20 protein-coding genes, 1 tRNA gene and 2 pseudogenes are annotated in these 19,623 nt (G+C 67.8%); 8 read left to right on the top strand and 15 right to left on the bottom strand.

What is annotated here, in order from left to right:
- Positions 1–39 precede the first annotated feature (39 nt).
- The 5 genes and pseudogenes from Aph01nite_RS10990 to Aph01nite_RS10975 form a co-directional block, all read right to left on the bottom strand.
- Positions 40–348, bottom strand: coding sequence for a DUF4352 domain-containing protein (locus Aph01nite_RS10990; RefSeq protein WP_275419112.1), 309 nt, complete (start codon positions 346–348; stop codon positions 40–42).
- Positions 349–789: 441 nt separating this feature from the next.
- On the bottom strand, positions 790–1,926 hold the full coding sequence (locus tag Aph01nite_RS10985; RefSeq protein WP_204040700.1) for a methyltransferase domain-containing protein: 1,137 nt from the start codon (positions 1,924–1,926) through the stop codon (positions 790–792).
- A 4-nt stretch (positions 1,927–1,930) separates the two neighbouring features.
- On the bottom strand, positions 1,931–2,230 hold the full coding sequence (locus Aph01nite_RS42590; RefSeq protein WP_373872284.1) for an SPASM domain-containing protein: 300 nt from the start codon (positions 2,228–2,230) through the stop codon (positions 1,931–1,933).
- A 63-nt stretch (positions 2,231–2,293) separates the two neighbouring features.
- A pseudogene (locus tag Aph01nite_RS42585) lies at positions 2,294–2,701 on the bottom strand (radical SAM protein); the annotation flags it as partial.
- A 187-nt stretch (positions 2,702–2,888) separates the two neighbouring features.
- Positions 2,889–3,644 (bottom strand): hypothetical protein, encoded by a 756-nt coding sequence (locus Aph01nite_RS10975; RefSeq protein ID WP_204040698.1) that lies wholly within the window; start codon positions 3,642–3,644, stop codon positions 2,889–2,891.
- Between the two features lie 157 nt (positions 3,645–3,801).
- Here Aph01nite_RS10975 and Aph01nite_RS10970 point away from each other — a divergent pair, with 157 nt between their 5' ends.
- Both Aph01nite_RS10970 and Aph01nite_RS10965 read left to right on the top strand, forming a co-directional pair.
- On the top strand, positions 3,802–4,131 hold the full coding sequence (locus Aph01nite_RS10970; RefSeq protein WP_239161580.1) for a helix-turn-helix domain-containing protein: 330 nt from the start codon (positions 3,802–3,804) through the stop codon (positions 4,129–4,131).
- Between the two features lie 120 nt (positions 4,132–4,251).
- Entirely contained in the window at positions 4,252–5,070 is an 819-nt protein-coding gene (locus Aph01nite_RS10965) for a hypothetical protein (RefSeq protein ID WP_204040697.1), read from the top strand.
- A gap of 80 nt (positions 5,071–5,150) precedes the next feature.
- Here the strand turns inward: Aph01nite_RS10965 and Aph01nite_RS10960 are convergent, their stop codons facing one another.
- The 5 genes from Aph01nite_RS10960 to Aph01nite_RS10940 are packed head-to-tail and all read right to left on the bottom strand — an operon-like array spanning position 5,151 to position 11,858.
- Positions 5,151–6,725 carry a ricin-type beta-trefoil lectin domain protein gene (locus Aph01nite_RS10960; protein WP_204040696.1) on the bottom strand — a complete coding sequence of 525 codons (1,575 nt, stop codon included), beginning with the start codon at positions 6,723–6,725 and terminating at the stop codon, positions 5,151–5,153.
- Positions 6,726–6,783: 58 nt separating this feature from the next.
- Positions 6,784–8,772 (bottom strand): glycoside hydrolase family 2 protein, encoded by a 1,989-nt coding sequence (locus Aph01nite_RS10955; protein WP_239161579.1) that lies wholly within the window; start codon positions 8,770–8,772, stop codon positions 6,784–6,786.
- Positions 8,773–8,803: 31 nt separating this feature from the next.
- The gene (locus tag Aph01nite_RS10950; RefSeq protein ID WP_204040694.1) at positions 8,804–9,637 is read right to left on the bottom strand and encodes a carbohydrate ABC transporter permease; all 834 of its coding nucleotides are present in this window, start codon (positions 9,635–9,637) and stop codon (positions 8,804–8,806) included.
- Positions 9,634–10,503: a carbohydrate ABC transporter permease gene (locus Aph01nite_RS10945; protein ID WP_204040693.1), complete on the bottom strand. Its 870-nt coding sequence runs from the start codon at positions 10,501–10,503 to the stop codon at positions 9,634–9,636. The genes Aph01nite_RS10950 and Aph01nite_RS10945 overlap by 4 nt, the downstream gene beginning before the upstream one ends.
- Positions 10,503–11,858, bottom strand: coding sequence for an ABC transporter substrate-binding protein (locus tag Aph01nite_RS10940; RefSeq protein WP_204040692.1), 1,356 nt, complete (start codon positions 11,856–11,858; stop codon positions 10,503–10,505). Before Aph01nite_RS10940 ends, Aph01nite_RS10945 begins: the two co-directional genes overlap by 1 nt.
- A 137-nt stretch (positions 11,859–11,995) precedes the next feature.
- On the opposite strand from Aph01nite_RS10940, the gene Aph01nite_RS10935 reads away from it, so the two are divergent.
- Positions 11,996–13,009 carry a LacI family DNA-binding transcriptional regulator gene (locus Aph01nite_RS10935; RefSeq protein ID WP_204040691.1) on the top strand — a complete coding sequence of 338 codons (1,014 nt, stop codon included), beginning with the start codon at positions 11,996–11,998 and terminating at the stop codon, positions 13,007–13,009.
- A 51-nt stretch (positions 13,010–13,060) separates the two neighbouring features.
- Complete coding sequence (locus Aph01nite_RS10930; protein ID WP_204040690.1) at positions 13,061–13,381, top strand: plasmid stabilization protein; 321 nt, start codon at positions 13,061–13,063, stop codon at positions 13,379–13,381.
- Positions 13,382–13,501: 120 nt separating this feature from the next.
- On the opposite strand, the pseudogene Aph01nite_RS42435 reads toward Aph01nite_RS10930, so the two are convergent.
- Positions 13,502–13,693, bottom strand: a pseudogene (locus Aph01nite_RS42435) (DUF6766 family protein); the annotation flags it as partial.
- On the opposite strand from Aph01nite_RS42435, the gene Aph01nite_RS10925 reads away from it, so the two are divergent.
- Both Aph01nite_RS10925 and Aph01nite_RS10920 read left to right on the top strand, forming a co-directional pair.
- The gene (locus Aph01nite_RS10925) at positions 13,658–14,266 is read left to right on the top strand and encodes an ATP-binding protein (protein WP_204040689.1); all 609 of its coding nucleotides are present in this window, start codon (positions 13,658–13,660) and stop codon (positions 14,264–14,266) included. The pseudogene Aph01nite_RS42435 and the gene Aph01nite_RS10925 overlap by 36 nt on opposite strands.
- Entirely contained in the window at positions 14,257–15,273 is a 1,017-nt protein-coding gene (locus Aph01nite_RS10920) for an nSTAND1 domain-containing NTPase (RefSeq protein WP_204040688.1), read from the top strand. Before Aph01nite_RS10925 ends, Aph01nite_RS10920 begins: the two co-directional genes overlap by 10 nt.
- Here Aph01nite_RS10920 and Aph01nite_RS10915 read toward each other — a convergent pair.
- The 3 genes from Aph01nite_RS10915 to Aph01nite_RS10905 form a co-directional block, all read right to left on the bottom strand.
- Positions 15,163–16,230: a DUF6461 domain-containing protein gene (locus tag Aph01nite_RS10915; RefSeq protein ID WP_204040687.1), complete on the bottom strand. Its 1,068-nt coding sequence runs from the start codon at positions 16,228–16,230 to the stop codon at positions 15,163–15,165. The genes Aph01nite_RS10920 and Aph01nite_RS10915 overlap by 111 nt on opposite strands.
- 60 nt (positions 16,231–16,290) lie before the next feature.
- Positions 16,291–17,136 carry a NucA/NucB deoxyribonuclease domain-containing protein gene (locus Aph01nite_RS10910; RefSeq protein WP_204040686.1) on the bottom strand — a complete coding sequence of 282 codons (846 nt, stop codon included), beginning with the start codon at positions 17,134–17,136 and terminating at the stop codon, positions 16,291–16,293.
- 289 nt (positions 17,137–17,425) lie between these two features.
- Positions 17,426–17,502 (bottom strand) — tRNA-Pro (locus Aph01nite_RS10905).
- 88 nt (positions 17,503–17,590) lie between these two features.
- Between Aph01nite_RS10905 and Aph01nite_RS10900 the strand changes: the two genes are divergently transcribed.
- Both Aph01nite_RS10900 and Aph01nite_RS10895 read left to right on the top strand, forming a co-directional pair.
- Positions 17,591–18,016: a hypothetical protein gene (locus Aph01nite_RS10900; protein WP_204040685.1), complete on the top strand. Its 426-nt coding sequence runs from the start codon at positions 17,591–17,593 to the stop codon at positions 18,014–18,016.
- A 108-nt stretch (positions 18,017–18,124) separates the two neighbouring features.
- Positions 18,125–18,841, top strand: a complete 717-nt coding sequence (locus tag Aph01nite_RS10895; RefSeq protein ID WP_239161578.1) for an FMN-binding negative transcriptional regulator — start codon at positions 18,125–18,127, stop codon at positions 18,839–18,841.
- A 312-nt stretch (positions 18,842–19,153) separates the two neighbouring features.
- On the opposite strand, the gene Aph01nite_RS10890 is transcribed toward Aph01nite_RS10895, so the two are convergent.
- Positions 19,154–19,477, bottom strand: a complete 324-nt coding sequence (locus tag Aph01nite_RS10890; RefSeq protein ID WP_204040684.1) for a DUF6458 family protein — start codon at positions 19,475–19,477, stop codon at positions 19,154–19,156.
- Positions 19,478–19,623: the final 146 nt, after the last annotated feature.

Below are 19,623 nucleotides of genomic sequence, written 5' to 3'. Positions count from 1 at the left end.
CGGTGCCCTGCGCTACCGATACGCGGGGCTGGACGGGCGTTACGGGATCGCCCACGCGCCCGTTCGCTGGTGAAACCGCTGTTCAGCGAAAATTGAAGCTTCGCGAGTCTGCCGTCCTGGGGCACCGAAGAGGACCACGCTCTTACGCGAATCGCCCGGGTTGGCCGTGACGGACGAGAAGACCACACCCTCCTTCACCCCGCCGAAGGTGTGCGTGTAATGCTGGCCCTCCGTGTCGATCAGCTTGAGCCCGTTGCCGGGTGCGTCGTCGAAGACGGTCGCGCCCGTGTTCTTCAACCGCAGCTCCACCACCACCCATCGGGCACCCGAATCGGGCCTGACGTGGATGGCCGACGCCGGCGTACGCGTTCACGTGCTCCGCACGGTCGCCGGCCATGGATCGCTGACCACACAGCGCTATCTGCACCCGAATCTCGGTTCGGCGACCGCTGCCGGGACCGCCCTGAGCGCTCGTCTCGCTGGGCGACGGCCGACCCAGGGTCCCCATCTGGTCCCCAACTACGCTGGGTAATCGAGCTCAAGGATCGCTGTCGGCAAACAGAAACAGCCTGTTAACCTGGCTATTCACCAGGCCGACAGGCTGCTGCCATTCTGTCGGGACGACAGGATTTGAACCTGCGACCCCTTGACCCCCAGTGGGGGTCGTTGCGGTCCTGTCAGTCCATGGAATGCAGCTCAGGGCCGCCCATTAGTCCGCTTCGTCCGAATCGGTTCGCCCTTTCCGGGGGAGTCTGTGAGACGCCTGTGAGACGGCGCATCGTCGGAAGGTCAGGCGATGGTGGCAGTCCAGCGGCCACGCTGCAGGCGGATCGCCCCGTCCGGCGAGACCCGGACACGGGCCCCGTACAGCGGCAGTGCGCCGTGCTGGAGCCAGTAGTCGCGGACATGGTCGAGCTCGTCCCAGAGGCGGCGTGGACCGCCCTGGTGGACGGTCGGCGGGTCTCCCCCGGTCGACTCGGCGCGGGCCCATGACCCGTCCTCGTGGACCATGACGGCCGTACGAGAGTCCTCGTCCTCCCCGTAGGAGTGCTCGATGCCCGGCGCTGCGATCTCCAGCATCGAGCGGATTTCCCATGTGTCGCCGTTGACCATGTCCAGCACCGGGAACCGGGACGGCTCCACGCTGTCGCCCTCGGCGTTCTGGGCAGTGGCCACCAGATCGTCGAGTCTGGGCGGATAGTCGGCGCCCTCGCGGCTGGACATGAACATCGCCCAGTCCCGGGCGACTTGCCCGGCTGCTCCACCGTCTTCGGTCTTGTCGGCCACCACGATCAGCGACGTGCCCGCGATGGTGGTGACGAGCCGCCCGCCGGGACGCAGCGCCTCCAGCCAGGACGCGGGGATGGGCTTCACCGACATCGTGGCCACGACCCGGTCGTACTCCCCCGGCAGTGGTCCGGTCGCGTCCACGGTCGCGAGGGTGGGGTACAGGCCGACCGCCGCGAGCCGTTCGCCGGCCACCTTCACCAGGTAGGGGTCCACGTCCATGCTCGTGACCCGCTCGCTGCCGAGCAGGTGAGCCAGCAGCCCCGCCCCGTACCCGGAGCCGGTGCCGACGTCGAGCACGTCCAGACCTGGATGGACGTTGGCGTGGCCGAACATGGTCAGTACCAGGGACGGCAAGGTCGAGGACGAAGTCGGGTAGCCGCAGGGGTGGTCCTCGGGCGTGGCGTGGTCGGCGTGCAGGATGCCGATCTGGGTCACCAATGTCCGGTCGGAGTAGGCGGCGCGCATCCACGCGCTCGGGTCAGCAGGGCCGTCCTGGACGGTGCGGCCGCCCGGTCCGGGTGCCCACCAGCAGGGTACGAGTAGGTGACGGGGCGTCGAGGTGACGGGTTCGCGCCATCGCGAGCCGGGATGGGTGACCTGCTCTGCGAGGCGTTGCGCGTGCGATGCCCAGTCCATGGGCTTATTCTCCGTCGACCTGCTGTGCCGGAGGGCAGTCATTGCCATCCGAAGCCGGATTGCATTCTGGAGGACAGACCCTGCCTTGACGTGGGATCTGGACGAGATGGTCACGCCATGCGGCGCCGCCCACGATCACTGTCAGCGGCTCAACCAAGACGTTGCCGGCGACCATCCAGCCCGACATCACGCACGGGGTGACATCGCCGGTCGGGGAGACCGCCAGCCGCCTGTCTCCGCAGCGGCCGCAGAGTTGGGCGGGGTCCGGCCGACTGCCTATCTGGGCTCGACCGAGGTCCTGCACGTGGCCGACGCGGACACGAGTGACACCGAGCGAGCGGAGATCGGCCTCAGCCTCCCGGACGCGCTGGCCGTCGAGGACGCCCACGATGGCAGCACGCACGGGGATGCCGAGGCCGACCGCTTTGGCCACGTTGGCTCGGGTGCGCTCGTAGCTGCCAGCCCGTCCGGTGATCCGGGCGTGATCGTCGGCCTGGTCGGAGTACCAGCTGGTGGCCAGGGACACTCCCGGCCGCGCAAGCAGCTCCCACCAGGATTCGCGAATCCGGTACAGGTTGGTGAACACCTCGACGGGCACGCCGAGCTCCACGGTGTGGGCGAGGATCCGCGCGAAGTCCGGATGCAGCGTCGGTTCGCCGCCGATGAACTGGACGCGGGCGCCCAGCGCCGCAGCGACGCCGATGAGGTGGCACCAGTCGCCGCCCGTCATGGTGCCGTGCGAGGCGGCCGGCCCGGAGTCGGCGTAGCAGTGGACACAGCGAACTGGCGCGGCCGGTCAGCGCCAGCGCGACGTGCCAGCCGGTGAGTGCAGTGTGGGTGGCGCTCTCGTGCAGAACGGTCATCAGCGTGACCTTTCCTCGCCGGGCGATGGCTGAGAGGGGTGGACTGTGTCCCCCGGTTGGAGAATACGTCGGATCAGCGCCGTAACCCGATCCGGGACGTCAGGTGCTCGTCTCTTTCTCCGGCGGGGATGCGAGTTCCACTGGAGTTCCCCAGGAGGAGAAGCGAATGTCGCTCTTCTTCTCCAAGGGGCCGAGAGTGTATTCGGGATCGGAATAGCTCGTGACCAGTCGTGTCGGCAGCCCGTCCAGGCCCACCGACATCCGCCATGACATCACCAGTGCGGCCTCTCGGGTGTCGGTCAGGTCCTCGGCCTGGAATGACGGCGATACCGCGTGGAGAGCGCCCAGCGTGATCGTTCCCTCGTACACGCCGCCGGACTGCTTCGCCATCGTCGCCAGCACGGCTTTGAGGGTGGCGGGTTCGAGGATCAACATCGGGGTGAAGAACGGGGTCCGCTTTCCCGGTTCGCTCTCCGACTTCCGCCATTTCTTACCGTCGGGCAGGACGTCCGCGATCGTTCCGCCGGACTGGTAGGAGGAGGAACCGATCGCAAGCGTCCGGATGGGGGCGTCCATCAGCTCGGTTTTCATCGTAATGTCGTATCCGTCGACGCCGATGCCGCTGAACTGTACGACGCCGTCGCGGTTCCCGTTGTTGAAGAGTTCGCCGTCGACGTGGGTCTCCTGAATCTCGCTGACTTTGACTCCGCGCTTGGCCACGAACTGCGCTTCCAGCGCCGCCAGCGGGTTGACCGTCGGACTGGCTGTCGGGTCAGCTGATGGGTCGGCCGAACCTCCGCATCCTGCGATGAGCACAACCAGCGCAGTACCGACATAAGCAATGAAACGCCTCAAGGTTCTCCAGTCACTCAAAAGCTCATTGGTCGGCGAATGCTATCGACATTCGGTCCGCGCGTACGGCTGCGCGTGGGCTGCAAACTTGCGGTGCGAATGGTCGCTGGTTAGGTCGCTCTCACCCCCACGCAAAGCCGACCCTAGTTAGAGTACGAGAATGGGCACTCCGCGCATGACCCTCCCGACGCAGCTCGTCCTGCGCGCCCTCCTGGAGGACCCCACCCGCGAGATGTACGGCCTGGAGATCTGCCACGCCGCCGGCCTCGCCCCGGGCACCATCCAGCCGATCCTGGCCCGCTTCGAAGGCATCGGCTGGCTCGAATCACGGTGGGAAGACATCGACCCGCACGAGGCCGCACGGCCGCGCCGCCGGTACTACCGCTTCTCACCTGATGGTGCCGACCTCGCGCGGCAGGCGCTTGAGGCCGCCCACGCGAGGAACCCAGGCAGGTCCCGTTGGGTGCTTCGGCCCGGTGGTGCTACGTGAACGCTTCCCTCCCGGGAACCCGCGGCACACCCACCGGAGATCGCTTTCCCGAAGGACAACCTCGACCGAATCGCCGGCGGCATCCGGATCCAGTGGACCGGAGACATCGGAGACCTCCGGGTGACGTACCTGCCGGATGGCTGGCGAAACTCGGGTGAGATCGTCCTGTTCAACGACGGCATCGCCAGGACTTGGTCGCACGGCCAAGCCGCATGGGTCACGGTGGAGGCGGTGTACGGTCTGCGCGCGAACGACCTGAAGTCACTGCAACGGATCTCCTTCCCCACGGACGAGCAACTCGAAGACGCGCGCCGAACCTCCGTCAACGGATCACCGGCCGTCGAAGGCCGAGTCGTCGGCACGAGCCGCGGCCTGGACAAGGGCCGCATGCGCCTGTGGGTCATCCGGCCCGGCCTGGGCATCCGGATCTGGGCATCGAGCGACTTCACCGACGACCTGCGACGGCTCTCGGAAAGCATCGAGCTGATCTCCAACACCCTCGCGGAGCCGGTGGACGGGATGAGGGCACCGCAGGGGCTCGGGAAAGGCAACGAGAGGGTGGAGTTCGGCGAAGGATGGCAGCGGACCACCCGCTACTGGGGAGAAGCGACAGGTCAGAGCCCCCACGTGGCCATGACGGTGTACCGAGGCCAGGCGGTGGACGCCGGGGACTGGCAGCAGACAGGACGCGAGCCCTGGTCGACGGACACGCCCACCGCGACGCAGGAGCGGGCCGTCGTCGAGGGAGTGTCCGGCTTCATGCGCACCTGGACCGACACCGGCCGCGTCAACGGCGAGCCGAGACCCCTGCAGGGCCGCCGGTTCATCTGGACCGTCGAGACGGGCCTGGCCATCGCGATCACGACCGTGGTCGATCCCACCAGCTCGACCATGTACGCCAGTTCGGAGCTGGAGGTCCTGGTCCGCAGCGTCAAGTGAGTATGGGGGATCTGCCCTGGCCGGCGACCTGCGGTGACGGTCGGAACCGGGTGTCGTCGGCCAGAGCTCATCTCAGCGGGCTAACTCGGGATGTTCCACTTCTGGGGGTTGAGGCCGTTGCAGTCGTAGATCTGGAGCCAGGTGCCGTTGGCCGTCGCGCCACTGGGGCTGTCGAGGCAGCGGCCCGACTGCGGGTTCAGCAGGGAGCCGTTGGGCTGCGGCTGCCACTTCTGACCGCCCGCGGTGCCGCACTCCCAGAGCTGCACCTTGGTGAGATTGGCTGTCCCGTTTCCTACGATGTCCAGGCACTTGCCGAACGCCCGGATGGTTCCATCGCCCGGGAAGGACCAGCGCTGGCCGGTGGCGGCGCCGCAGTCCCAGAGCTGCACGTGCCGGCCGCTGACGTTGGTGTTGGTGTCCACGTCGACGCACTTACCGGCCGTCGCCGGGCCGGTGATCTGGCCGACCGGGCCGCCCAGCCTGCCGATGCCGTACCTGACCTGGCACTGGTTGCCGGTGAGCTGGGTGGCGGCCAGATAGAGGAAGGTGGTGCCGTTGGCCGAGGGCACGATCGGGGAGCTGTAGCCGGGGCAGGAGGGCACGCCCGCCGCGTAGCCCCCGGTGGGGTTGATGTTGACCGGGGCCTCGATCTCGGTCCAGGCGCCGACGCCGAGGTTGGTGTTGCTGAACAGGACGGAGCCCGATTCGCCCAGGACCGCCTTGCTGCCGGTCGGGCCGCTCACGACCCGCTGACCCGACAGCAGGAGCGTGCCGTTGGGGCCGCCGCCGGGCAGCCAGGCCACGTACGGCGTGTGCAGCAGTTGCCTGCCGTCGACGGTCTGCACCAGGGTGCCCGCCGACGACCAGTTCAGCCCGTTCGAGCTGGTCTTGACGTAGACCTCGCAGGCGTGGTCGGCGTTGGTCGCGTCCCGGCAAAGCTCGTACGCCATGAGGAAGGTGCCGTTGGGGAGCGTGGTGAGGATGGACATGCCCGGCCTGGCCAGGTTGTCGGCGGGGAAGGCCACGTCCTGGGTGAGGGAGGCACTCCAGGTGACGCCGCCGTTGGTGGAGGTGTAGTGCCCGATCACCTGGTTGTTGGTCGGCGTGCCCGACGGGCGTTCGTCGGAGATGAAGCAGGCCAGGGTGTTGTTCGGCGCGAGCAGGAACCACGGCTCCCAGATGCCGTGTCCGATGCTGTTGGGCTGGCCGCTCGTCGAGGTGCAGTTCGACAGGTAGCTCCAGGTGACGCCGTGGTCGGTGCTCTTGAAAACCTCGACCTTCTGGGCCGTGTAGTTGCCCACCTGCCAGGCCGTGCCGCTGGCGAGCAGGTCACCCTGGTTCAGCCCGTTCGCGGTCCTCGGCACCTCGTAGAGAACCGGGGCCTCGATACCCCATCCGGCGGTGTTGGACGTGATCGTCGAGATGGGACTGGCCGTCCACGTCGCGCCGCCGTCGGTGCTGCGGTAGATCGGCAGCGAGGAGGGCGCGCCGTGGTTCCGGCGGGCGAAGGTGGCGAGCATGGTCTCGTTCGGTGATCCGTCGTAGTCGAGGCGGATCGCGCGCGGGTAGCTGGCGTCACCCTGCGGGTAGGTGCCGAGGTTGGGCGAGTAGAGGATCTGGCCGGGCGGGGCGGCCAGGGCGGGTGCCGTAAACATCGCTGCCACCAGCACCAACGGGGATAGCAGTAGTAAGAAACGGCGCATGACGGATCTCCTACAGGGGGTGGTCGTCACCGATGACGCGGTCCGTGTGGGAACTCACGTCCACCGCCGTACGGGCGATGACCGTGCCACCGGAGACGAGGGCGAGGTGGAGCCGGCCCGCTTGCCGACCCACCGGCAACTCGGCGGCCACCTGGACGGCGGAGCCGAGCACGTATGGTTTGGCGCTCGCGGCGGACCCTTCAGCCCAGGCGCCGTCCACGGGAGTGGGAGCGAGCAGGCCGGTCCACAGGGTGTGGACGACGCCGTGCACGGGCTCCTGACCGTGGTGCGAGACATGCACATCGATGGTGAAATTTCGGGACTCGGTGAGCAAGTCGCGGCCGGGGGCCACCGGAACCACGTCCACGACCAGGGTGGTCACGGCGTTCACCTCGGCGGGGCTGACCCCCGCGAGGTCCTTCGCCCGCCGTTCGGTGTCGAGCAGACCGGCCGACTCGTGCTCGATGTCGTACAGCTCGGTGTACACATAACCGGCCAGCCGGTCGTGCCTGCGCAGCTCCTGGGTCTGCCAGCGCAGGTGCCAGGCGCGTTCGACGCTGGTGAAGCCCCCGCCGTACTCGCTGTTGAGGTTCGGCACGCCCGGCAGCGGCGCGACGGAGAGCGCCTTGCGCACCACGAAGTCCGGCCCCAGCTTCACCGGGAAGTCGTCGCGGTCGCCGTTCATCAGACCGGCCACGTTCCGCGCCCAGGCCGACGGCGACTCGTCGTAGTAGTGCCAGTCGAGCAGGTCGGTCTTCACGTGCGCCCAGCCCGAGTTCTCCACCGCTGGCCGGCTCGCGTCCAGCTCCTTGACCAGGTCGTACGCCCGGACGGCCGCCTCAGCCTTCAGCGGATCGCCCGGGATGTCCCAGTCCAGCCCCCATTCCTCGTTGTACAGCCCCCACACGACGATCGACGGAGCATTGCCGTGCAGCTCCACCATGGGCGCGATCTGCGCCTCGAAGGCGGCGACGGACTCGGCGGAGAACCGGCCGGTGGCCGCCGGCTCGGCCCAGACGAGCATGCCCATCGTGTCGCACAGGTGGTAGAAGCGCGGATCCTCAAGCTTCAGGTGTTTGCGCACCAGGTTGTACCCGGCCGCCGCGGCGGCCTCGATGTCGGCGACGAGCGCTTCGTCTGAAGGCGGCGTGATCCCGGTCAGCGGCCAGTACCCCTGGTCGAGCACGCCGCGCATGAAGAACCGCCGCCCGTTCAGGTACAGCTCCTCGCCGACCGCCTCGATACTGCGCAATCCGGTGTACGCGGTGACCCGGTCACCCGAGGACAGCTCGGCGTCGACGTGATAGAGGTGCGGACTCTCCGGCGACCAGAGCAGCGGCTCCGCCACCGGCAACGACGCCCGCGCGACCCCGTCGACCACGGGCACCTCGACGGAGTCGCCCCCGCGCAGCGAGAGCCGCAGCGTGCCGCCGGAGGCCAGCGCCGCCACCTCGATCCCGTCGAGGCTCTCGTTCGGCCGCAGCCGCAACGCCGAGATGTGGTCGGCGGGCCTGCCCTCCAGCCACACGCTCTGCCAGATCCCCGACGACGGCGTGAAGCAGACTCCGTCGAAGTCGTCCCGCGGCACGCTGCGCTGCTTGCCGTGCGCGATGTCCCGCTTGTCCAGGGGTGCGTGCACGCGTACGACGAGCTCCTGCTCGCCGGGGACGAGCGCGTCGGTGATGTCGGCCTCGAACGGCGTGTACCCGCCGACGTGCCGGACCACCTCGACGCCGTTCACCCACACGGTCGCCTCGTGGTGCACGGCGCCGAAGTGCAGGATCACCCGTTCGGTGAAGGCGGCGGGAACGGTGACGGCACGCCGGTACCAGGCCAGGGGGACCCAGTGCCGCGCCACCCCTGACGCGGCGGTCTCCCACGCGAAGGGCACCGTGATGCTGCCCCAGTCCGCATCGGTGTCGGCGCGGAAGTCCCATTCGCCGTTCAGGCTCGACCAGGCGTGCGACCGGTCGAAATGGGGGCGGGGGTAGGCGGACATGCTTCTCCGTTCCATGAAATTCAGCGAAAAATCAGCCTTTGACGCTGCCGGCGAGGATGCCGTTGATGAAATGCCGCTGGAGGACCACGAAGATCACCAGCAGCGGCACCATGGCGACGCTGCCCGCGGCCAGGAGCTCGCCCCAGACCGTGGTGAAATCGGAGCCGATCCTGTTTCCGGTGATGTTCTGCGCGAGTGTCGAGAGCACCACCTGCAGGGTCTGGTGCTCGGTGTCGTTGACGGCCACCACCGGCCAGACGAAGTCGTTGTAGACGTTCATCGTGGTCAGCACGGCCAGCGCCGCCAGCCCCGGCCGGATCACCGGCAGCACGACCCGGAAGAAGATGCCCAGCTCGGAGGAGCCGTCCACCCGCCCGGCGTCGATGAGCTCGCCCGGGATCGCGGCGATCGTCTGCCGCATCCAGAAGATGCTGAACGCGTCGATCGACCCCGGCAGAATGAGCGCCTGGTAGGTGTTCACCCAGCCCAACGCGCTCATCTCCAGCAGCAACGGGATGATCAGCACCAGCGTCGGCAGCATCAGCGTCAGTAAAACCACGCCGAACAGCACGTTCTTGCCGGGGAAGCTGAACTTGGCGAACGCGTACCCGGCCAGCGGGCAGAACAGCATCGTCATCGCGCCCTTCACGACCAGCACCAGCGCGGTGTTCGCGAAACCGGTGCCGATCGGCACGTCCGCGAACATCGCCTCGTAGTTGTGCAGCGTCGGGCCCGAGAGCGTCAGCGGGTCGGTGATGATGTCGTTCGGCGGCTTGAACGAGGAACTGATCGCCCACCAGATCGGGTAGAGGAAGCCTGCCGCGAGCACACCGAGGATCGTGTACTGGCCGATACCGGGTTTCATGACGTGCCGTCCTTGGGCCGCAGCAGCCTGACCGCGCCGAGCGAGAGCCCGAACACCAGCAGGACCAGCAGGAACGAGTTGGCCGCCCCGGTGCCGAGGTCGGACGCGGAGATATGGTCGTAGAGGTAGAGCCCCGCCGTCTCCGTCGAGCCGTAAGGCCCGCCCTGAGTGACCACGTACGGCTCGGCGAACATCTGGAACACCGCCAGCGTCTGCACCACCACCAGGAAGGCGATGCTGCGCCGTACCAGCGGGACGGTCAGCGACCAGAACTGCCGCCACCGCGACGCGCCGTCGAGGCCGGCCGCCTCATAGACCTGTCCCGGTACGGCCTGCAGCCCCGCCAGCAGAATGATGATCGCGAAACCGGTCGTCTTCCACAGGAACAGCAGCGCCAGCGTCGGCTTCGACCAGGTCGTCGAGGTCAGCCAGCCCACATCGGGCAGGCCCACCAGGTTGAGCACGTAGTTGACCAGCCCGTAGTCGGTGTCGAACACGACGATCCACACCTGCGCCATCGCCACCAGCGGCGTCACGAACGGCGCGATGAACGCCACCCGGAAGAACCCGCGCAGCCGCAACTTCGCGTTCGCCAGCAGGACGGCCGCACCCAGCCCCGCCACCACCTGGACCGGGACGATCAGCAGCCACAGGACCGCCGAGTTGCCCAGCGAGGCCCAGAAGTCAGGGCTGCTCAGCAGGTACGAATAGTTGCCGAGCCCCACGAAGACGGCCTCGCCCGCGCCGCGCCACCGGGTGAAACTGAGCTGGAGCGCGAAGATCAGCGGGTAGACGCCGAACGCGGCGAACACCAGGAAGAAGGGCGACACGAAGACGTACGGCGTCAGCCACGTGCGGACGCGCATCAGCCGCGGTCGATGAGGTTGCGCTGGATCTTCTTGGCCGAGTCGGCGATCACGTCGTCGGGCGACATCTTGCCCTCGATGAGCCGCTGCACGTTGTTGCCCAGGTAGTCGACCGACTGGGCCCACCACCACGGGATCGGCACGGCGGCGGGGATCGTGGCCGCCGCCTCCGTAGCGACCTTCCACAGGTCCTGGCCGCCGAGTGCCTCGATGGGCTGGAAGAGCGGTTTGGCCGGGTCGAGCGCCGGGGTGTAACTGGGGACGGAGGTGGACAGGCCGCCCGGGTAGACGCTGTTCGGGCCGTACACGGCCTGGATGCCTTCGTCCTTGAAGCAGAGGTACTCGTACAGCAGCCAGGCCAGTTCAGGGTTCTTGGCCTTGGCGGGGATGACGAAGCTGCTGCCGCCCATGGCGCCGCTGCGCGCGCCGCCGGGCGTCCAGGCGGGCAGCGGCGCGGCGCGCCACTTGCCCTTGGTGGTCTTGAGCAGGTTCTGCGGTGCGAACGACCACCAGATGGCCCACGGCACGAACACCTGCTGGCCGCTGTCGAGCGTGTTGACGTCGGCGGGCTCCAGATAGGGCGCGTGCGTGACCAGGCCGTCGCCGGTCGCCTGCCGGATCCAGGCGAAGATATTCTGGTATTCGGGGGAGTCGAGGCGGAGCTTGCCGTTCGCGTCGGTCAGGCTGGTGCCCTGCTGGTTGGCCAGCATCTCCAGCCAGAGCTGCGACAGGAACGGGTTCTTGTCCAGGTGGATCGGCTTGCTGGCCGGGTTCCGCTCCTTGATGGTCCGCGACGCGGCGAGCAGGTCGTCGTAGGTGGCGATGCCCGCGATGTCGACCCCGGCGTCTTCGAGGATGTCCGCGCGGTACCAGAGCAGCCCCGGGTCCAGATCCCACGGCACGCCGTAGATCTTGCCGTCCACGGTGTTCACCGAGATCTTGTACGGCGCGGTCTGGTCCTTGTAGGGGGCGACCAGATCGGTCAGATCGTACAGATGCTCGGCCTGGCCGCCGATCTTGGCGTCGTCCCAGAAACTCCCGTCGGGCACGTCGGTGCCGCTGATCAGGGTGTTGGCCAGCTTGGCGTCGATGTCGACCTGCTGATGGTTGACCGTCACGCCCGGATAGGCCTGCTTGAACTTAGCGATCGCGGCGTCGAAGACCTTGAACAGGTCGCCCGAGCGATTCCAGATCGTGATCTCGCCCTTGACGGCCGAGGCGGTGGCGCTCGGCGCGGCCAGCCTGCTCGGTGCGGCCTGGCCGCCCCCGCCGGGCGCGCAGCCGGCCACGGCGAGCGCGCCGACGCCGAGTGCGCCTCTGAGGAAGCCGCGCCGTCCGATAGGGGGTGTGGACATGTGGTGCTCCTTAACCGTGCCCCGATCTGCCGTTGTAGGGCTCTGCAACGATGTAGACATCATGCATATAGCAATGCAACGATGCAAGTGCCAGATAGTGTCTAGCAAAGCCGGACTGGTGGAGGTATAGGAGACGCATGGCCGGACCCACACTGCGCGACGTCGCCCGGCGCGCCAACGTCTCGATCCGCACGGTCTCGAACGTCGTCAACGGATATGCCCCGGTCTCCGATGAGCTGCGCAGCCGGGTGCAGGCGGTGCTCGACGAGCTCGAATACCGGCCGAACCTGATCGCCAGGAACTTGCGGCAGGGGCGTACGGGCATGATCGCGCTGGTCGTACCGGAGCTGGACGTGCCGTACTTCGCCGAACTGGCGCGAGAGGTGATCACGGCGGCCCGCGCGCACGGCTACGTGGTGATGATCGACCAGACCGACGGGGACGCCGAACACGAACGCGCGCTGCTCGGCCGCGACTCCCGGGCCACCATGTTCGACGGGTTACTGCTCAGCCCGCTGACGATCAGCGCCAAGGAGCTGCGCGAACGGGGTAACCGGGTGCCGATCGTGCTGCTGGGCGAGCACATCTACAACGGCAGCTTCCACCATGTGGCGATGGACAACGTCGCCGCCGCCCACGACGCGACCGCCCACCTGCTCGGCCTCGGCCGCACCCGGGTGGCCGCCATCGGCGACCAGCCGTACGCGACGGGGGAGACCGCGCAGCTGCGGACCATCGGCTACCGGCAGGCGCACGCCCGCCGCGGCCTGCCCGTGGCGGAGGAACTCGTGGTGCCGACGGCGCGCTTCCACCGACGGCTGGGCGCGGAGGCGATGGACCGGCTGCTGGCCCTGCCGGAGCCGCCCGACGCGGTGTTCTGCTACAACGACCTGCTCGCGCTCGGTGCGATCCGGGCGCTGACCAGGGCGGGGGTGCGGGTGCCCGAGGATGTCGCCGTGGTCGGCGTCGACGACATCGAGGAGGGGCTGTACAGCACGCCCAGCCTCACCACGGTCGCGCCCGACAAATCCGTCATCGCGCGTACGGCGGTGGACACGCTGCTCTCAGCGATCAACGGCACGGCGAGCTCCGGCGCAGCCGAGATCGTCGTGCCGCATCGGCTGATCGTCAGAGAGAGCACCGCCGGCTGACGGCTGTGTCGGGTCGAACCTCACGGGTAGGGGACGAGTGAGGTGAGAATCATGCCAAGGGGTTCCAGTCCCAAACGGGAAAGGCAGTACGAGCACATCAAGGACAGCGCCAAGAAGCGCGGCGTGAGCGACAAGCGTGCCACCGAGATCGCCGCCCGGACGGTGAACAAGGAGCGTGCCCGGGCGGGTGAATCCAAGACCGCGAGCCGGACCTCCATCGATGACATCTCGTCCTCTCGCCGTGGGGGGCTGCGGTCGCATTCGGGTGCTGGTGGGCGTACCAAGCAGCAGCTGTACGCGGAGGCTCAGCGTCGCAATATCAAGGGGCGCTCCGCCATGAGCAAGGCGCAGCTGGAGAAAGCGCTCGGCTGACGTCGATTCGGGATCGGTGGCTTGCCGCCATCGGTCCCGTTCAGTTCTCTTCGCCGGTGGTTCGTGTCGTGCTCCCACCGGTTTGGACTCCGGTGACCCCCGCTGGCGTAGAAAAATTGAAAACGCCACCATCGAGAGCACCGCCAGGAGTTCCGACTGCCAGTTCTGCAACGTGCGGTTCCAGAAATCGGCGGAGGCGACATATCCGCCCCAGCTCACCGGGTCCTGCAACTGCGCCAGGCGCTCCCGGTTGTAGGAGGCCGTCCCCGCGACCGATTGCCCCAGCCACGTCAGGACGAAGATCGCCCCCATCAGCAATCCGAGCGAATTGCCGTACAGGCCGGCCGTGACCAGCACATCGCCGGCGGCGACCTGCATCTGCACTACCAGGACGGGGTCCGGGAGGCCAGGCGAGCCGAGGGCGGCGCCGAGCCCGGGGAATGCCCCTACCCGGGTCTGGCCGCGTTCGAGGCCGGGCAGGCGAGGTGGTTCTTCGGCCGCGACGAGATGACCGCGGAGTTGCTGGTACGCCTGGACGAGCGGTGGCGCACCGGCGGCCCGCTGATGATTGTCGCGCCGTCCGGGGCGGGCAAGTCGTCCTTGCTGCGCGCGGGTCTGCTCCCGGCATTGGCCCGTGGCGGTCTCGCCGTGAGCGGGTCGGCGCACTGGCCGCAGATCCTCACGACGCCGACCGCGCATCCCCTGCGGGCCCTCATGGCGGGCCTGGGCGCGGCGCTGGATAAGCCGGAAATCGGCCAGCTGTCCGCGGTCAGCGCAGACGCCGTCGCACCCGGCCCCGTCGGCCGCGTCGATTCCGACGGCTTGTCGATTCCGACCGGCTTGCTCAGCTTGTCCATGCGAGCGGCAGACGGCTGGTGCTGGTAGTCGATCAGCTCGAAGAGCTGTTCACCTTGTGTGAGGACGAACGCGAACGCCGAGACTTCCTGGCCGCGCTCGCCGCGCTGAGCCGGGCCGAGTCGGAGGACGGGCCGGCCGCCGTCGTGGTGCTCGGCCTGCGGTCGGATTTCTACACCCCGTGCGCCGATCATCCGTGGCTGCGCGCGGCGCTGGAGACCGGGCAGATTCTGGTCGGCCCCATGAGCGAGGCGCAGGTGCGCGAAGCCATCCTGTTCCCGGCGCGTGATGTGGGCCTGCGCGCCGAGGCGGGACTGGCCGAACTGCTGTTGCGGGACCTCGGCCTGCCGGGCGGCTATCAGGCCGGCCGGTTGCCGCTGCTGGCGCACGCGTTGCGGGCCACCTGGCAGCAGCGTCACGGGCAGACCCTCACCGTGGCGGGTTACCGGGCCACGGGCGGCATCCACCACGCGGTGTCGGCCACCGCCGAGCGCCTGTACACCGGCCTGGATGCCGCCGGTCAGCGGGCCGCGCGGGCGCTGTTCCTGCGCCTGGCCAGGATCGGCGACGACGCCGACGACACGCGCCGCCGCATGCCCCGCGCCGAACTACTCGAAGCGAGCGGTCCGTCGAGCGCCGAGGTGACCGCGGTCATCGACGCCTTCACGCGCGGCCGCCTGCTCACCCACCACCAGGACACGGTGGAGATCACGCACGAGGCGCTGCTGCACGCCTGGCCTCGCCTGAGGCAGTGGATCGACGCCGACCGCGCCGGTCACCTGCTGCACCAAGACCTCGAACAGGACGCCGCCGCATGGGACCGCGACGGCCGGGACAGCGGCAGGCTGTACCGGGGATCGCGGCTGGAGAACGCCCGCACGTGGGCGGCCCGTGCCGAGGAGACTCCTCTCGTGGCGGCGTTTCTCCTAACGATCAGCGCGCAGTGCGCGCATGATGTGCTCGCTCACGTTGCGCAGCACGATCAGGCGCATGAAGTCGATTCTGTTCGGCACCTTCATGCTGACGACCTGCATTGAGGCCGCGCTCGCCGCCTCGGCGGGCTCGGGCCACAGGGTCCCGTGCAGGATGGCCAGGGCGTTGGCGGTCAGCTTCACCCGGTCGGCCTCAGGGCCGCCTCCGAGTGACTTCGCCTGGTCGATGGCTGCGTCGGCCTGCCGGATCAACCGGTCTTTCAGTTCCTGGCGCTCTCCCGGGAAGCGTTCGCCGGTGTCGAGCAGGCGCAGGACCTCGCCCGCGATCGGGTCCTCGATTCCGGCGATCGCGATGACGGTGGTCGCGATTTTGCGGTTGACGGCCGGTGCCATCGCGGGTGAGGGATCGGCGAGGATGCGGGCGAACTCCGGCTCGTCCAGGAAGGGCGCCCGGGGGTCGAGGTAGGCGGGCGGGACGATCGCGTCGGGCAGCGGGTCGACGATCTTGAAGACGTAGCGGGGAGAGTGCAGCCACTCGGGAGGGAAGAGGGCCCCGCTGAGTTTCTGCCCCAGGGCCAGACAGCGGGCCTGGAGCTCGGGCAGGCTCAGCTCGTCGCTCACGCCCAGCTCCGCCAGGAACGGGTCGAGCGCCGAAGGGTCGGCGCCCGTCCTCTGCTCCACCTCGGCCAGGTCGAACTCGGTCTGGACCACGCCGTCGACGGCGTAGCTGACGGCACTGTCCATCGCGGCGCTCCAGTAGACGCTGAAGGCCCGCCCTTGGGCCGACAGGGACTCCATGACCTCGCTCCTGGATCCCTGGTAGCCGTTGGGCGCCAGCGCGAGCGTCCAGCCGCCGATCGTGACGAGGTGGATCAGCTCGGCCTGGTAGTCCTCCTCGAGTTCCGCGATGGTGTCCTCGTCGGCCCACTGCTTGGACTCGACATCGGCCCCGAATCGGCGGGCGACCTCGTCGATGTCGGGTTCTTGGACCCAGGTGAGGCAGAGCTGGTCCGGGAGGCCGCCATCCGTCAGCTCGGCGTACTTCGCGTCGGCGGGGTGCACCTTTTTCCTTTCGAAGAATCGTGGCCCGTCCGGTTCACGGGCGGGCCACGATGTTAGCTGTCAGCGGACCGGAGGCAGGTCACGGTCCTGGGCGCGCGGGTTGGCGGCGACATAGAAGGGGTCGTTGCCGAGCCTGCGCGTCTGCTGGTAGAAGCCGCCGAGCTGGCTGCCGGAACTGCGGTTGTCAGACGCGTTGATGTACCGCACCGAGAAGTTGCCGTTGGCCGAGAGCGAGCCTTCCTTCGTACTGGCGAAGGGGAACTCGTCGCAGTCCAGCTTCTCCTCCTTCGGTCTCACGACCGGCCATTCCGTGCGGCAGATGCTGATCGAATGGGTGCGGTTCTTCTTGATAGTCCCGGTGGGCGCCAAGTCGGGGTCGACCAGATCCGCATTGGCTCCTTCGACCTCACGGTGCAAAGGCCCGTAAGGGGCGTGGCCGGGAACCTTCTTGGGATTGTCGCTCTCCGGTTTCGTCCACTTGTCGGCGTTGAAGTACGCGTCCCACACGTGCTTGGCCGACTCTTTCACCCCGTCGTTCTTGACGGCGTCGAAGGCCAGCACCGGCGCGACGTCGGCCAGGACGCATCCACCGGTGTAGTTCTTGATGAGCGGGGAGGTGTCACACTTGACCACCGGCCTCTGCAGGGGGACATCGGCCGTGATGTCCCCGCCGGGAGTGGCGGGGGTCTGGGGTGAGTCGAAGCCGACGGTCGGCATGATCTTGCAGGTGGTCACCAGGTCCTTGCCCGCTCCCATGCTCTTGGGCGAGTGGATCGTCCACTCCGCCTCAGGCTGGGCGGCCCAGGTGGCCAGAGTGGCGTTCTTGGCGATCCGTGCGCCATCTCGCGGACCGCCGTCCTGGATCTGGCACTGCGATGTCGTCACCACGCCCGCCCTGACCTTCATCGGTGTGAAGTACCTCAGGTCGCTGCCGGTGACGTACCTGGGCTTCTCGAAGCGCCAGGTGAAGACAGTGTCACGGCCATGCTTGCCCGACGACGCGTCGATCTCGGCGTTGGCGCTGCCCTTCTTGCCACCGACGTAGGTGTAGGCTCACCAAGGGTGCCCAGGCCATGGACAAGATCTTCAAGAAGCGGACGACGTCCGCCTGACCCTCTGGCTCCCCGTTTGGCTCCCGAAGATCGGAAAAGGGGCCTCGGATAGACTCCGAAACCCCTTGTGACCAGGAAGAACCTGGTCGGGACGACAGGATTTGAACCTGCGACCCCTTGACCCCCAGTCAAGTGCGCTACCAAGCTGCGCTACGTCCCGTTGCCTGGTTGACCAGGCGAGAACAACCTTAGCGTAGATTCGGTGCGGGTGTGCACATGGTTACGGTGGCGGGCCTAGGGTGGCGATCATGGGAAGGAAGGCTCGGGTCGATCAGGGGGAGCTTGCGCGGCTGGTGGCGCAGGGGTGGTCGAATGGGGAGTTGGCGGAGCACTTCGGGGTGACGGAGTCGGGGGTTCTGCAGGCCAAGCGGGCGGCGGGGTTGTCGCGGCCGATGACTGATCATTCGGCGGCGTTGCCGTGGAAGTTGAGCCGGGAGCACAGTCAGTCGGGGCCGGCGACGAACTTGCGGAATCTGTCGGCCGTGGCGCAGGGGCGTACGATCCCGAAGGAGAAGCTCAATACGGCCTTGCGGTGGGCGGGGCGGTTGGGTGAGCAGGGGTTGGATATCGCGTACGACCCTGTGCAGGGGTTCTACGAGGTGGCGGCGGGTGGGTCGTCGCATGTCGGTGGGGTGTTGGCGGCGGCCCGGGAGGCGCTTGGTTCGCCGGAATGACGTCCGGGTGGGTCGCCCTGCCAAACGTTGGTGCTCGGGTGATGGGTGTCCGTCGGTCGTTGGCGCGTGGCCGGTCGTTCGGTGCATAGCCGATCGTCAATGTCTGCTGTGAGCACCGACGCTTGGGTACCGGCCTACGCCTGGATCACGGGAGCGGACGATAACCGCTTGCGTGGCTTCGCTCATTCTTTTACCGTCTGGTGCATGCTTATTCATCCTTGGGATGCCGCTTCCGATGAGGAGTCGTTGGCGTTCGTGCGGGAGAACTCCTTCGGGCAGTTGATCGCGAGTGGGCGGGGGCGGGACGTTCCGGTAGTCGTGCCTACGCAGTTTTTGCTGGTGGATGAGCGGCGCGTGGTGTTGCATCTGGCGCGGCCCAATCCGGTGTGGGAGGCGATCGAGGAGAACCCGAATGTGGTGCTCTCGGTGGCGGGTGACTGGGCGTATGTGCGGGGGTCGTGGAAGGTCTTGCCGGGTGAGGGCGAGCCGGGGGCGGGGATTCCGACGACGTATTACGCGGCGGTTCAGCTCGTGTGTCAGGCGCGGGTGGTGGCGGATGATGCGGGGAAGGCCGAGATTCTGCGGCAGCAGATCGCTGCGCTGGATGAAGGGCTGGTTGACCCTGACGAGCATGTACGGCGTTTCCGCGGGATTCGTGGCCTGGAATTGACCGTCAGGGAGATCAAGGGCAAGTTCAAGTACGGCGGGAATGTGGACGCCGAGCATCGGGCGTACGTGGCGGAACGGCTTGTGGAGCGGGACGGGCCTGGGGACGCGGCCGCGCTGGGCCATCTCCGGCGCAGATCGGCCGGCCTGCCCAGCTGACACCCTTCGTGGGTACTTATCAGAATGGGCCAGATGCTGGTTCTCGCCGTTATCCGGCGCCGTTAACGCAGGTAAGGCCTTCTCGCCACACCGGCGCCAAGAGGGGCCGACTCATCCTGTGCCACGACCATCTCATTCTTCTCGCGTAACTCGGCGCCGTTGATGCCGTCGCACCGGTGTCAAGCGCGACCGGTTGATTCGGTTAGGGCATCCAAAACGTCCTGACCGAATGAACTCGCCCCGCTCATGGCCTTCGTCGGCTCTTGAGCATGGACATCTGAGCAGGCGGCGAAGGGGGCTGCTAGCGGGGGCTCAGTCGTCGTAGTGGGTTTCTCGGCGGACGTGGACGTGGCGTTCTGAGGGGTGGACCCTGGCGTGGGTTTCTTCCTCGTGGACGTGCCGGTACGGTTCCGTGGCCGGATCCACCGTGTACATGAGGTCGGGCTCGATCGTCTCCACGGCCTCCTCGGGCCGCGGCCGGCGGGTGTAGATCACGGTCAGCAGCGTGCCCACGCCGCCCACCGCCATCAGGATCCAGCCGATCATCTGCAGGTCGATCCCGGGCACGTCCCATTTCACCGCGAAAGCCAGCACCGCGCCGATCGCGATGAAGGCAAGACCGGCTCCGAAGCCCATGGCGAACCTCCTCGGTCGAATGACGTCTCGGCGTCAACGACGAACCGCTCTACCCGCGAGAACGTGGATTACTCGCGCCTTTCCCGGGCAGTGCGGAGAGTCAACTCAACAGAACACCCGGAGGCAGACAATGAATGCCATTGGTT

This window comes from Acrocarpospora phusangensis (assembly GCF_016862995.1).
Classification (GTDB): domain Bacteria; phylum Actinomycetota; class Actinomycetes; order Streptosporangiales; family Streptosporangiaceae; genus Acrocarpospora; species Acrocarpospora phusangensis.
This window is presented reverse-complemented; position numbering and strand designations above follow the sequence as displayed.

What these genes read in the sequence shown, in the direction of transcription:
- Aph01nite_RS10985 (WP_204040700.1), bottom strand. Translation starts at nt 1,926, where the DNA reads ATGGACTGGGCATCGCACGCGCAACGCCTCGCAGAGCAGGTCACCCAT.
- Aph01nite_RS10970 (WP_239161580.1), top strand. Translation starts at nt 3,802, where the DNA reads ATGGGCACTCCGCGCATGACCCTCCCGACGCAGCTCGTCCTGCGCGCC.
- Aph01nite_RS10960 (WP_204040696.1), bottom strand. Translation starts at nt 6,725, where the DNA reads ATGTTTACGGCACCCGCCCTGGCCGCCCCGCCCGGCCAGATCCTCTAC.
- Aph01nite_RS10955 (WP_239161579.1), bottom strand. Translation starts at nt 8,772, where the DNA reads ATGTCCGCCTACCCCCGCCCCCATTTCGACCGGTCGCACGCCTGGTCG.
- Aph01nite_RS10950 (WP_204040694.1), bottom strand. Translation starts at nt 9,637, where the DNA reads ATGAAACCCGGTATCGGCCAGTACACGATCCTCGGTGTGCTCGCGGCA.
- Aph01nite_RS10945 (WP_204040693.1), bottom strand. Translation starts at nt 10,503, where the DNA reads ATGCGCGTCCGCACGTGGCTGACGCCGTACGTCTTCGTGTCGCCCTTC.
- Aph01nite_RS10940 (WP_204040692.1), bottom strand. Translation starts at nt 11,858, where the DNA reads ATGTCCACACCCCCTATCGGACGGCGCGGCTTCCTCAGAGGCGCACTC.
- Aph01nite_RS10935 (WP_204040691.1), top strand. Translation starts at nt 11,996, where the DNA reads ATGGCCGGACCCACACTGCGCGACGTCGCCCGGCGCGCCAACGTCTCG.
- Aph01nite_RS10930 (WP_204040690.1), top strand. Translation starts at nt 13,061, where the DNA reads ATGCCAAGGGGTTCCAGTCCCAAACGGGAAAGGCAGTACGAGCACATC.
- Aph01nite_RS10910 (WP_204040686.1), bottom strand. Translation starts at nt 17,136, where the DNA reads ATGAAGGTCAGGGCGGGCGTGGTGACGACATCGCAGTGCCAGATCCAG.
- Aph01nite_RS10900 (WP_204040685.1), top strand. Translation starts at nt 17,591, where the DNA reads ATGGGAAGGAAGGCTCGGGTCGATCAGGGGGAGCTTGCGCGGCTGGTG.
- Aph01nite_RS10890 (WP_204040684.1), bottom strand. Translation starts at nt 19,477, where the DNA reads ATGGGCTTCGGAGCCGGTCTTGCCTTCATCGCGATCGGCGCGGTGCTG.